Source organism: Actinomyces sp. zg-332, assembly GCF_011751945.2.
Lineage (GTDB): Bacteria > Actinomycetota > Actinomycetes > Actinomycetales > Actinomycetaceae > ZJ293.
Genome location: NZ_CP064951.1, coordinates 79,757 through 93,092, shown reverse-complemented (window position 1 = coordinate 93,092; position 13,336 = coordinate 79,757). Strand labels below are relative to the sequence as shown.

Annotated in this window: 8 protein-coding genes; 2 read left to right on the top strand and 6 right to left on the bottom strand. The window is 36.7% G+C overall.

Annotation, left to right across the window (positions count from 1 at the left end):
- Positions 1-363: 363 nt before the first annotated feature.
- Positions 364-1,767, bottom strand: a complete 1,404-nt coding sequence (locus HCQ94_RS00355) for a uracil-xanthine permease family protein (RefSeq protein ID WP_166982751.1) — start codon at positions 1,765-1,767, stop codon at positions 364-366.
- A 245-nt stretch (positions 1,768-2,012) separates the two neighbouring features.
- On the opposite strand from HCQ94_RS00355, the gene HCQ94_RS00350 reads away from it, so the two are divergent.
- Complete coding sequence (locus HCQ94_RS00350) at positions 2,013-2,534, top strand: hypothetical protein (protein WP_166978076.1); 522 nt, start codon at positions 2,013-2,015, stop codon at positions 2,532-2,534.
- A gap of 226 nt (positions 2,535-2,760) precedes the next feature.
- Entirely contained in the window at positions 2,761-4,008 is a 1,248-nt protein-coding gene (locus HCQ94_RS00345; protein WP_166982749.1) for a dicarboxylate/amino acid:cation symporter, read from the top strand.
- A gap of 556 nt (positions 4,009-4,564) precedes the next feature.
- Here HCQ94_RS00345 and ppdK read toward each other — a convergent pair.
- The 5 genes from ppdK to HCQ94_RS00320 form a co-directional block, all read right to left on the bottom strand.
- Entirely contained in the window at positions 4,565-7,264 is a 2,700-nt protein-coding gene (gene ppdK, locus HCQ94_RS00340) for a pyruvate, phosphate dikinase (RefSeq protein WP_166982747.1), read from the bottom strand.
- 687 nt (positions 7,265-7,951) lie between these two features.
- Positions 7,952-10,561: an ATP-dependent Clp protease ATP-binding subunit gene (locus HCQ94_RS00335; RefSeq protein WP_166982745.1), complete on the bottom strand. Its 2,610-nt coding sequence runs from the start codon at positions 10,559-10,561 to the stop codon at positions 7,952-7,954.
- Between the two features lie 317 nt (positions 10,562-10,878).
- Positions 10,879-11,310 (bottom strand): D-aminoacyl-tRNA deacylase, encoded by a 432-nt coding sequence (gene dtd / locus HCQ94_RS00330; protein WP_166982743.1) that lies wholly within the window; start codon positions 11,308-11,310, stop codon positions 10,879-10,881.
- Positions 11,311-11,327: 17 nt separating this feature from the next.
- Complete coding sequence (gene ygfZ / locus HCQ94_RS00325) at positions 11,328-12,719, bottom strand: CAF17-like 4Fe-4S cluster assembly/insertion protein YgfZ (RefSeq protein WP_166982740.1); 1,392 nt, start codon at positions 12,717-12,719, stop codon at positions 11,328-11,330.
- Positions 12,712-13,323 (bottom strand): heme-binding beta-barrel domain-containing protein, encoded by a 612-nt coding sequence (locus HCQ94_RS00320; RefSeq protein ID WP_166982738.1) that lies wholly within the window; start codon positions 13,321-13,323, stop codon positions 12,712-12,714. The genes ygfZ and HCQ94_RS00320 overlap by 8 nt, the downstream gene beginning before the upstream one ends.
- Positions 13,324-13,336: the final 13 nt, after the last annotated feature.

Here is a 13,336-nt window from a genome sequence, read left to right as displayed (position 1 = left end):
AATCATCATGACTGAATAACTTATCGAACTGAATATAGAAATTTTACTATGCAAAGAGTAACCGTATACTGACGAATGATTGACGAATTTAGTAACGTTTTATGAAGCCATTATTGAAAATTTTTATCACACTAGTTTTATAATACTGCTTTTATAATACTATCTTTTATGACATTGTATTTTTATTTGTTTTCCATAAATAAATAAAATATGTGCACACTTATATACCAGAAAATGAATAAAAGTATAAGTTAAATCTAAATGTAATTTAAATGTAAAAATAGACACAAGGATTACATAAAAATATCCTAGCCAGAGTTGTCCCTCCAGCTAGGATAAATATTAGAGCTAAATATCTAGTTCTTAAGACTTGTCACATCCACAGTCTGTACCACATTTTCCAGCGCTTTCTGAAGAGTTCTCTCCAGTGACAGCATGATACTTAGAATATGCTTCACCTTCAAGCTCTGTACCAGCTGGTGCGGATGCTGGGGAAGCAGCTTCAATGCTTGTTCCACAAATCTTAGATAGAGTGTTCATTACATGGTAGACGATGATTGCTGCTGCTGAACCTAGTGCGATACCTTCGAAACGAATTTCTCCAGCTACCCAAACGAAGTTAGCGATAGCAATAATCATTGAAACTGCTGCAGTATTCAAGTTGACTGGATTAGAGAAATCAACCTTATTCTGTACCCAAATACGTACACCTAGCATACCGATCATGCCGTATAGAATTGTTGCTGCGCCACCTAGAACACCTGCAGGAATTGTAGCAATCAAAGCACCAAACTTTGGCATTAGAGATAGTAATAGAGCAACTGCTGAGGCTACCACATAAGCAGCTGTTGAGTAAACGCGAGTTGCTGCCATAACACCGATGTTTTCAGCATAAGTAGTAGTACCACTACCACCACCACAGCCTGCAAACACTGTTGAAATACCGTCAGCGAACAATGCTCGACCTGTTATACCATCAAGGTTAGCTCCTGTCATTGCTGACACTGACTTTACGTGTCCTACGTTTTCAGCAATTAGAACTAGCACAACTGGTACGAATAAGCCGATAACAGAAATATCAAACTGTGGTGTTGTAAAGTCTGGTAGACCGAACCATGCAGCTTTATTGATTGCATCGAACTTCACTTCATCGAAAGCTATTGCTGATATATAACCAATTAGTACACCAATTAGAATTGATAGACGACCAATTATACCTTTGAAAATAACGGTGATTAGGATTATTGATACTAAGGTTATTGTTGCTGTTATTGGTGAAGCTTTGAAGTTATTCCAAGCAGCTGGTGCTAGGTTGAATCCAATTAAGGAAACAATTGCACCTGTAACTACTGGTGGCATTACCACATCAATCCATGCTGCTCCAGCAAAATGAACAATAATACCGATAAGCATCAAAGTGGCGCCGACCATTACTACGCCACCTAGTGCGTATGACTGACCAAGCGACTCGCTGACTGCTACGATAGGAGCAATTAATGCGAATGATGAGCCTAGGTAAGATGGAAGTTTTCCTGCTGTAATAAGCAAGAACAAAATTGTACCAATAGATGTAAAGAATAGTGTTGTTGATGGTGGGAAACCTGTCAACAATGGTACTAGGAATGTTGCACCGAACATTGCGATAACGTGTTGGGCACCAATACCAATGGTACGTGGCCATGTTAGTCGTTCGTGTGGGTGTACTACTGCACCGGGACTAATTGTTTTTCCGTCGCCGTGTAGTTTCCATTTGAAAGCTTGGAACATTTAATTCACTTCTCTCCGCTTGTAAGACTTCTGTTTATTGCGGGGAAACAGTTGGACTCTCGGACATAAAAAAAGTCGGGACTGACCCGACAGTTTAGCCTCATCGGGCTAGTTGACACAAAAAATCCGAGTGTGCTTTTGCTCACCACTCGGGATACCATAATAACATATATTCACAGAAAAAGCTAATACATTTGTTTATAAGAATTATTAACCGTATAGTTTACTTATACAAAGGAGCTAGCATGACAAATTTTAATTCTGAGAATTTCAATACACATGAAAGGTTTTCAAACCTAAATTCTAATTCTTCGATAGATTATGCAGATTTTTTATTTCTAGACGATTCGCTCTTCTTTGATAGTTATAAAATTAACGCACAAGATTACCAAACTAGTGACTTTCCTAACTCTGAGTTAGTTAATCCTAATATTGTTTTTGCTAAATCTGGATATAACGCTCCTCCAATACCTTTTGTTAAATATTCTAAATTTTCTTTCGTTACAGGTATTGTAAACTTTGTTAGCCTATTTGCATTTTTATTTATTTTATTGATTATTTTAGATGGGGATACCCACTTTCTTTATACTTTTATTCCTCTCGTTTTCTTATCTTTAAGTGTTTTAGGAATTATTTTATCTATTTCCGCTTTAAAAGCACCTTACTCACATTTTAGGCAAGGATATAGAAAAGCTCGAATCGGACTTATTTTCAATACCTTTTCCTTTCTTATTTACGTTTGGGGCATAGCAATAAACTATTTATAAAAGCAATTAAGTACACTTTTTGTCCAAATAATGAAATATGTTATTTTTTTATTTGTTGAAAATTCAACAGTTTTCGAAACTTTAAATCTTTTGTTTTTTATAATATTCCAAATAGTGAGAATATATTTATATTTTCAGTAAAAAGTGTGATTATATAGAGTACTAATTTTGCAAAGAGATTACAAAATCTCACCGCATGAGAAAATTTAGAAACTTAAGGAAAACAATGAAAAAGATATTTCATAACCTCCTGTTTAGGGTGTTAGTAGCAATTACGCTTGGAATAGTCTGTGGACAATTCTTCCCTGACCAACTTTCCCAAGTATTCGTAACATTTAATGGCCTATTTGGCAACTTTTTATCATTCATCGTACCCCTAATCATTATTGGATTAGTTATCCCAGGTTTGTCTGGTCTAGGAAAATCAAGTGGTAAATGGCTATTTTTCACTACAGCGATTGCATACACATCTACAATTTTCTCAGGTTTCATGACTTACTTAGTCTGCTTGGTTTCCTTCCCAAGATTATTAGAAGCAAACAGTGGCCTAGCTGCTTTATCCAATCCCGAAGAACATATGCTAGAAGCATACTTTAAAATCGAAATGCCACCACTATTTGGCGTAATGAGTGCATTACTAGTATCTTTCATTATTGGTATTGGACTAGCTTATGTAAAGAATAATTCACTTTCAGAAGGATTCGATGGTTTCCGCGATATCATAATGAGTGTTATCCGCAAGGTTATTATCCCTCTACTACCACTCCACATTTTCGGAATCTTCCTAAACATAACAGCAACAGGACAAGCTGCAAGTGTTATCGCAACAACATTAAAAGTAATCATACTAGTATTCGTACTGCACATCGTACTACTGCTATTGCAATACGGAGTTGCTGGACTAATATCAAGAAAGAATCCTCTAGTAGCACTAAAGAACATGTTACCAGCATATTTCACAGCTCTAGGTACATCTTCATCAGCAGCAACAATTCCAGTTACTGTAGAACAAACAAAGAAGAACGGTGTTAGCCCAGAAGTTACAAACTTTGTAATCCCATTGTGTGCAACAATCCACTTAGCTGGATCAATGATGAAAATCACAGCATTCTCACTAACCGTAATGTACATATCCGGCATGCACGTAACTGTACCTCATTTCATAGGCTTTATGTTCATGCTAGCTATCACAATGGTAGCAGCACCAGGTGTTCCAGGTGGAGCTATCGTTACAGCAATAGGTTTGCTACAGAGTATGCTAGGTTTCAACGAAGCTATGACAGCTTTCATGATTGCAACATATATTGCAATCGACTCATTCGGTACAGCATGTAACGTAACAGGTGACGGTGCTATAGCATTGATCGTCGACAAACTATCCATGGGTGACCGTGCAAAACAAGAACTAGAACTAGCTACTGAAAAACTAGATGAACTTGAAAAGTTCGAAGAAGAAAACGCTAGTACCATATAAAATCACATTCAAAGTATTGGTGGAGAAAAACCCTCTCCACCAATACTTTTTTAAAAAACTTCGTGTTTTGTACCTTACTTCTAAAAGTTTTTTACTTCATATAAAAGAATTGTTTCATACAGTATTCTTAGTAATTTAGTAATAAAGAATAAATACTTATTTCGCCACTTATACTAAACTTACATGTTATTAGCTTCTACTTAAGTTTTCTCTCATGCTAGCTTGTTCTTTCTTAAAACATCTATCTAAACAATAAAACGAAAAGTGAAAATTTCTAAGAAAGATTATAACTCCGCAAAATATTATTATTTGTAATAAATAGCTCAAACAATACCTTAAAGAGTAAAAACTATACGAACAGTTATAATTCTAAAAATATAAGATAATAAATAGAACCTACTTCAAAAATAAAACAAATTCTATCATATTGCTAAGCTGTGTTTAAAAAATGTAGCAATAGCTCTACATGACTTCTTTTAAAACGTGTTAAAGCATTTTGTCCCCTGTTTTACCAAGGGACAAAATAAGATTGTACATTTAGTAACTATTATCGGAATTACTTCTTATGCAAAACAGCTGCTCTACCTGCTTCTAGTCGAGCAATAGGCACTCTAAATGGTGAGCAAGAAACATAATTCAACCCTACAGAGTTAAAGAAATCGATAGATTCTGGGTCACCACCATGTTCACCACAAACACCCATCTTTATCTTAGGATTAGTTTTACGTCCACCTTCAACACCGAGTTTAACCATTCTTCCAACTCCATTGAAATCAATAGTTTCAAAAGGAGAAACCCCAAATACACCATAGTCAACATAGTCTTGGAAGAATATGCTCTCCACATCGTCGCGGCTGAATCCCCAAGTTGTTTGAGTCAAGTCATTAGTACCGAAGCTAAAGAAATCAGCTTCTTCAGCTAAATATTCACTTGTGACTGCAGCTCGTGGCAGTTCAACCATACAACCAATAGGAATACTTAGTTTTATCTTATTTTCAACGCTAACAGTATTTATAATTTTTTCAGCACGTTGACGAACAATTTGTAATTCACGCACAGATCCAACTAGAGGCACCATAATTTCAGGCATAGGATTGTATCCTTCTTTGCGTAAATGCACGCAAGCCTCAACAATAGCTTGAATTTGTAACTCAAATAATCCTCGTACAACTAAGCCTAAACGCACACCACGTAAACCAAGCATAGGATTAGCTTCATGCATCTTTCTGACAGCTTCAAGCATGCGATTGTCATTTTCGTCCACTATTCCACGTTCATTATTTAAAGCTACTTTCACTTCTAAAGTAACCAAATCAGGTAAAAATTCGTGTAAAGGTGGATCAATCAAACGCACAGTAACTGGCTTGCTATCCATAATTTTGAACATATTTATGAAATCAGCTTTCTGCAAAGGTAACAAAGCTGATAACGCTTCTTCGCGTTCACGAGAATTCTCATCAGACAGAATTACACGCTCAATCAACGCTCTACGTTCACCCAAAAACATATGTTCTGTACGGCATAACCCAATACCTTCAGCTCCAAATTCTAGAGCTCTGCTTGAATCTAAAGGAGTATCAGCATTTGCTCTTACACCTAAAGAACGAACTTTATCAGCGTGACGTAACAACCGGTCAACGCACTTGACTAGTTCTCTTGTATCCTCAGATTTTGCACTCTCGAGTCCAGCCTCTAACCCCTTACGCAAGTAAGTTGTAACAGCTGAATCTACAACAGGTACTTCTCCTAGGAAAACTTCACCAGTAGTTCCGTCTATAGCAATGGTGTCACCCGATGTTAGAACAACATCACCTACTGAAAGAGTCTTTTTATTTACATCAATTTTTAAGCTTTCAGCACCGCATACACAAGTCTTACCCATACCACGAGCCACTACAGCAGCATGAGAAGTTTTACCACCTCTAGCTGTCAAAACACCTTGAGCTGCTACCATACCAGGCAAATCGTCAGGATTAGTCTCACGGCGCACCAAGATTACCTTAGCTCCAGCTTTTGTACGCTCTATTGCCTCTTCATTATCAAAGACTATTTCACCTACAGCAGCACCAGGAGATGCAGGCATCGCACGAGTCAGCAGACGTGGTTTGGAGTTTGAGTCAAACTGAGGGAACATTAGCTGTGTCAAAAATGCTCCATTTACACGCATCAAAGCTTCATCTTGAGTAATTAACTTCTCGTCCACTAGCTGTGTTGCAACTTTGAAAGCTGCAGCAGCAGTACGCTTTCCAACACGAGTTTGCAACATCCATAGCTTACCTTTTTCAATTGTAAACTCTATATCACACAAATCACGATAGTGAGTTTCCAGTTTGTGGATAATCTGCAAAAGCTCTTCATAGCACTGTGTATTTGTCTCTTTTAACGCTGATAGAGGTAAAGTGTTTCTAATTCCAGCAACTACATCCTCACCTTGTGCGTTCATCAAGTAGTCGCCGTAAACACCAGTTTTACCTGTGGCTGGGTCACGAGTAAAACACACACCTGTGCCAGAGTCTTCACCCATGTTACCAAATACCATTGTGCAAATATTTACTGCTGTTCCCAAATCATTTGGAATTTTCTCACGACGACGATATAGTATTGCTCTTTCAGTATTCCATGACTTAAATACAGCCTCTATCGCCATATCAAGCTGAACTCTTGGGTTCTGAGGAAAATCTATACCAGCATTTTCTTTAGTAATTCTCTTGAATTCTTGGACTAGCTTCTTCAAATCTTCAACAGTTAATTCTGTATCACTCTTGTAACCTTTTTCTTCTTTAAGGTCATCTAGAATATCTGAATATAAGTCACCATCTATATCCAAAACTGTTTTACCAAACATTTGTATAAGTCGCCTGTAGGAGTCCCATGCAAAACGTTCATCATTAGATGCCTTTGCTAAACCTACAACAGACTTATCAGACAATCCAATATTTAATACAGTTTCCATCATTCCAGGCATTGAGAACTTAGCACCTGAACGAACCGATACTAGTAATGGATTGTTTTCAGCCCCTAGGTATTTACCAAGTCTTTCCTCTAACTTACGTAAATGAGTAGTTACTTGTATGTCCAATTCTTGAGGAGATTTATTATTCTTTAAAAATTGTCTGCAAGCATGAGTAGTTATTGTGAATCCTGGAGGTACTGGTATCCCTAGATTTGTCATTTCTGCTAAGTTAGCGCCTTTGCCACCTAGTAAATCTTTGAGATCTTTATTCCCTTCCGAGAAGTCGTAAACGTATTTTGTCATTATTACTCCATTGTAATGTGTTTATTGTCACAATGTTTACCGTTACTACTCTACCGAATCAAAAATGATGAAACAAGTAAATTTTAAATAATAAAATACCTTTGATTTATTCCAGAAAACACTAAACGGAAAAACTTTGTTATAACAATGTTATATATCATTACATTACTGAGTGAATTAAATAATAAAATGGATGGTGCTTTGACTAAAAAATAGTTTATCTATCTGATAATTTACTTCACATCATATCGTAACCAGCAATTATCAAATTACTGAAATATAAAACGTAAGTAACTTATCTGTTTCAAATAAGCCAAATAAGTATAACTAAAAGTAAATTCGTATCAAATAACATACAAGCTATATAAAATAGATACTCATCAATATCTACAAAATAAGTTTAAAATCAAAAATAGTTCCCTGTAAGCATTGAATTATTTACTTCATTCTTAAATTTACATCTCGTCTTTATTTAGTTAATGTGGCATGTTTAAAATGTGTGAAGCCACTAGATATTTCTAGTGGCTTCACATACGTAAATTATACAGATTCCCATCTATAAGTTTAGATGTTCTAGCAAATCTGTTATTCGTTCAGATTTGGAGCATTTAGGAATCTTACAATAAGTAAAATGTGAATAATTTTAGCATTTACCTACTTGCTATGTATTTTACAGGTAAGCAAATTTTACAATTTATCACTTTCAACTTCAGTAGTTCCTGTACTATCATCTTCAACACTATTTTCAAGGTTTGAACCTAAAGACATAGGAGTAGACTCACCAGAGCCTAGTTCCTCTACCTGTTCTTTAACTTCTTTTTCAGCTTTATCTATACTTTCCAACGGCATTGAAGAAAAAGTGAAGATTGCATCAAAGTCATCACCTACAGTATCAACTATAACTTTTGAACCTGAAGTGATTTCTCCAAATAAAATCTTCTCACTCAAAGCATCTTCGATACCACGCTGAATAGCTCGACGCAAAGGTCTAGCACCAAGTGTTGGATCGTATCCCTGCTGAGCCAAAAGTTCTTTTGCCTTATCAGTCAAAACAATTTCCATGTTTTGCTGACGCATACGATCATCTAGGCGAGCAATCATCAAATCAACAATCTGGATGATTTCTTCCTTCACAAGTGGTGGGAATACAACAATCTCGTCCACACGGTTTAGGAATTCTGGACGGAAATGCTGCTTCAATTCTTCTGAAACCTTAGATTTCATACGAGAATATGTGTCAGCTAGTTCACCTTGTGCTTGGAAACCAGTCATCACAGCCTTAGTAGCGTCCTTAGTTCCCAAGTTAGTTGTCATTATTATTACTGTATTCTTAAAGTCGACCATACGACCCTGAGAGTCAGTCAAACGACCTTCTTCTAGAATCTGTAGCAATGAGTTGAAGATATCTGGATGTGCTTTTTCAATCTCATCAAAGAGAACAACAGAGAATGGGCGACGACGAACTTTTTCAGTTAACTGTCCACCTTCGTCATATCCAACATATCCCGGAGGGGCACCGAACAAACGGCTAGCAGTGTGCTTTTCACCAAATTCGCTCATATCTAGCTGAATCAATGCATCTTCATCATCAAATAGAAACTCAGCGACCGCTTTGGCTAACTCAGTTTTACCAACACCTGTTGGGCCGGCAAAAATAAATGAGCCACCTGGACGCTTTGGATCTTTCAAACCAGCTCTTGTTCTACGAATAGACTGAGATAGAACTGTAACAGCTTTGTCCTGACCAATAACGCGTTTGTGTAATGCTTCTTCCATGTGCTTCAAACGTGAAGCCTCTGCCTCAGTAATCTTCACAACTGGAATACCAGTCATCATAGCCAAAACTTCGGCAATAGTATCCTCAGTAACTTCGCTAATCCTATCTAAGTCAGAGTTACGCCACTGCTGAATTTGTTCGTCACGTTGTTTGATAAGCACATCTTCTTCATCGCGCAAAGTAGCAGCCATTTCAAAGTTCTGATCATCAACAGCTGATTCTTTTCTACGACGAACATCAGTAAGCTTATCAGCGAACTCACGTATGTGTTCAGGAGCGGTTAAGTTCTTTATACGTAAACGTGCACCGGCTTCATCAACCAAGTCAATAGCTTTATCTGGCAAGAATCTATCAGAAATATACCTATCAGATAAAGTAGCCGCTGCTTCCAAAGCTTCATCAGTGATAATTACACGGTGATGAGCCTCGTAGCGGTCACGTAAGCCTTTAAGAATTTTGATTGTTTCTTCAACATTTGGCGGATCAACTTTTACAGGCTGGAAACGACGCTCAAGTGCAGCATCTTTTTCAATATGTTTACGGTACTCATCTAGTGTAGTTGCACCTATTGTCTGCAATTCACCACGTGCCATCATAGGTTTCAAAATTGATACAGCATCAACTGCACCTTCAGCAGCACCAGCACCTACAAGAGTATGAATCTCATCAATGAAAACAATAATATTTCCTCTTGACTTGATTTCTTTCAATACTTTTTTCAAACGTTCTTCAAAATCACCGCGGTAACGAGAACCAGCAACTAGAGAACCAAGATCCAATGAGAAAATAATTTTATCCTTAATTATTTCTGGAACGTCTCCGTGAATAATTGCTTGTGCTAATCCTTCCACAACCGCAGTTTTACCAACACCAGGTTCTCCAATAAGCACAGGGTTATTCTTTGATCTACGTGACAAAATTTGTATTACACGTTCCATTTCTGTCGAACGTCCAACAACAGGATCAAGTTTTCCTTCAAGTGCTTGTTCTGAAAGGTTAACACCATAATTTTCTAGTACACTTCCGTTTTGTTGCATACCACTTGGACCACCAACGCCAACAGCTTCTTTGAAAGGATCACCTTGATATCCAGAAATCATATGTACGACTTTTTGGCGAACAGTTTCAAGATCAGCGCCTAGTTTCTTCAAAACTTGTGCAGCTACACCTTCACCCTCGCGTAGCAAACCTAGAAGAATATGTTCAGTACCAATGTAGTTATGTCCTAGTTGAACTGCTTCACGCAAAGACAATTCTAAAACTTTCTTAGCACGAGGTGTGAAAGGAATGTGACCAGTAATTTCTGTGTCACCTTTACCAATCATGTCAATAACTTTTTCACGCACAGCATCTAGGGAAATCTTCATAGATTCCAAGGCTTTTGATGCCACACCCTCACCCTCATTAATCAAACCAAGTAGAACGTGCTCAGTGCCAATATAACTGTGGTTAAGTCCTCTTGCTTCATCTTGAGCCAGCACAACTACACGTCTTGCTCTATCTGTAAACCGTTCAAACATGGTTTTAATCTCCTGATGGATTTTATTTAAAAAAACTTATAAATCTACTTGTTACAGATTATCCCCATGCATAAAGATTTTCTACACTTTTTTCAGTATTTCGCTATTGGGTGAATTTTTATATTTATGTCTACAGTAGTAAAACTTTAATAAACTAAATCTTAAGGTGAAAATAACATAAATTTGTCTATCAGTTTACACAACACGTTAAAGCAGAAAATCTATAAATACTATCCATCTACTATACAAATAAACACTATAAATAATTGATAAATATATGAAGTAAGAAGTTACAATATCGTAACTTCAAGCAAATTCTACTTATCTGTATCTAGTAAAATAGTAAACGGACCATCATTTACAATAGACACCTGCATATCGGCACCAAAACGTCCTTCATGTACTTCAATCCCCATATTTTGCAAAGCTAAAACTACTTTGGCAACTAGAGGTTCAGCAATATCCCCTTTAGCAGCTTTTATCCAAGTCGGTCTGCGTCCTTTACGAGCATCGCCATATAAAGTAAATTGCGAAATTACCATCACTGGTAACCCTAAATCCAGCACAGATTTTTCGTCATCCATTATTCGCAAGTCAGCAATTTTTCTGGCGATAAATTCTACTTCAACATCAGTATCACTATCAGTTATACCAAGCAAAACCATGATTCCTTTTGATGTGAAACCTGAAATTTGCTCTCCAGCAACACTTACACTAGCTCCATTGACTCTTTGTAAAACCGCTCTCATAGTTTTCCCTTTACGAATTACTTCAATCTACGTTTTCTTATATTCATAATATTATCCGTATTAGGACTAGCAGTACATCTACCTTCAGGGCTTACAATTTCTTCACAATTTGCAGCCAAATTCCCTACAAGTACCGCATTATTAGTGTCAGCATTACGTTTTATTAATCCTAAAGCAATATATCCTTCATCATAGTGATTAGCAACGTTCAAAACTTTACCAATTTGTTGCTTTTCCTCAAGATTTTCAATGTAAATTGGATCATTTTTAACAGGTATTTCTTCCATATACCCATCTATGTATAACTTCACTAGCCTGCGAGGTGGCTTACCCACGTTTACAATTCTAGCTACAGTTTCTTGCCCACAATAGCAACCTTTGTTTAGTTGTACAGCTGTGCGTAGCCAATCAACTTCGTGAGGAAGTACTTTATTTTGATTTACGTATCCCCATGGTCTGTAATTTACGATTTTCCAGCTTTCGAAAGCTAAAATTCCACACGGTGAGTAGTTCTCAGCTAAATGCTCAAAAATAGTGCTTTTCAAGGAAAAAGTAAGATTCTTTTCCTTATCTTCTTCCTTAGCCTCAGCCTTTTCAACTTTAGTCTTTTCATCAAGTTTTTTAGCTTTTTCAAAAATGCACAGTGCTAATTTATTCCCATTTGCAGGGTGAGAAGTATCTACGATTGTATTTTCAACACTCGTATACATATCTAGCGAAATATTTTCAAAGAGAGCTTTAGTATATTCGACGTTATAATAAGTAGCATTTTTGGCTCCCATACATGGCCAAGGATCTTGCCAAACAGCAGCATAATCAGCCAAATCACACACTTTACCAAGTATTCCAGCCATATTTACTTCATTAGCGACAGCTACAATTTCACATCTAGTGCTAATATCTTCGATATTCACATCAGCCATGAAGACCATTTTTTGTAAAAAGTTTTTTAAATCACTGTCTGAAAAGAAATCTTGTAACGGGTTTTCATTTTCTTCTTCTACATCAGATTCGCAAAGTTGGGTAGTGCTTTCAAAATTCTTGTCTGTATCGCTAAAAGAAATCTCGTCTAGTGGCAAATCTTTCTGCTCAATAACGTAGATAAAGTTTTTATCCACAAACACATTCAAAGCAAAAATAACATACCCTTGAGGATTTAATATAAGAGCTTCTTTAGAATAAGTATCCTCATTTTCTGTAAAAGTTTGTGAAGTCAATTTACTAAGCCAAGTATATCTATCTTTTCCTGCAATTTTGTACACTTTATGAAAAGACAAGTCTACTATACCTCGTCCCTTCGCAAAATCTTCAGCCTCTTTTGTAATAAAACCGAAGTGTAAAGGTATTTTATACTCGTCATGCTCATAAAAAACACATTTTTCAAAGATAGACATATTGGAGTTACTCATTTTCTGTAACTTCATTTTCTATTTTAGACATACGTGCTGATAAAATTGGACGCACTTGTTTTTCAGTGTCAGGAACTTCAACTAAAAACATCAAGTCACTCTCCACTAGACCATAAAGCTGTCTTTCTCCACCATATTGCTGAGCATTTTCACAAGCTAAAAATGCGTCGGTAACAATTTGAATTCTCGGTCCGTCAAGAATCCCGTACCAGCTACCCGCATGACCTGTGGAAGAAGTTGAAACCGCAGTTATCTCGTGTGCTTTTGTTTTAGGCTGAGTAGGTTTTATTTCTTTACCTAGTGTCCAATAAGCAGTCTGGCTTTGCACTAGTTTATCTACAACTAAGTTTTCATAGCCAGTTATACCAGCCATTTCTTTAGCAACTGTTTTAGATTTTTCCACGTCGACGCTATATACCATAATGTTTTGTTTCAAATATGGTGTTTTCTCATAAGTATCGCTTTCACATTCAAATGACATCTCTATAATCACATCTGAACTATTATTGTCTTTATCGTAGCGAACTCCGAATCCTTTCCAAGTACCATTTACCCAAGCAAATGGAAGTAAGTCTTTAGGTAAATCGATATCTAAACTAATCATTTTTCTCCCAGAT

Coding starts and splice junctions, on each gene's coding strand:
- HCQ94_RS00355 (WP_166982751.1), bottom strand. CDS start 1,767: ATGTTCCAAGCTTTCAAATGGAAACTACACGGCGACGGAAAAACAATT.
- HCQ94_RS00350 (WP_166978076.1), top strand. CDS start 2,013: ATGACAAATTTTAATTCTGAGAATTTCAATACACATGAAAGGTTTTCA.
- HCQ94_RS00345 (WP_166982749.1), top strand. CDS start 2,761: ATGAAAAAGATATTTCATAACCTCCTGTTTAGGGTGTTAGTAGCAATT.
- ppdK (WP_166982747.1), bottom strand. CDS start 7,264: ATGACAAAATACGTTTACGACTTCTCGGAAGGGAATAAAGATCTCAAA.
- HCQ94_RS00335 (WP_166982745.1), bottom strand. CDS start 10,561: ATGTTTGAACGGTTTACAGATAGAGCAAGACGTGTAGTTGTGCTGGCT.
- dtd (WP_166982743.1), bottom strand. CDS start 11,310: ATGAGAGCGGTTTTACAAAGAGTCAATGGAGCTAGTGTAAGTGTTGCT.
- ygfZ (WP_166982740.1), bottom strand. CDS start 12,719: ATGAGTAACTCCAATATGTCTATCTTTGAAAAATGTGTTTTTTATGAG.
- HCQ94_RS00320 (WP_166982738.1), bottom strand. CDS start 13,323: ATGATTAGTTTAGATATCGATTTACCTAAAGACTTACTTCCATTTGCT.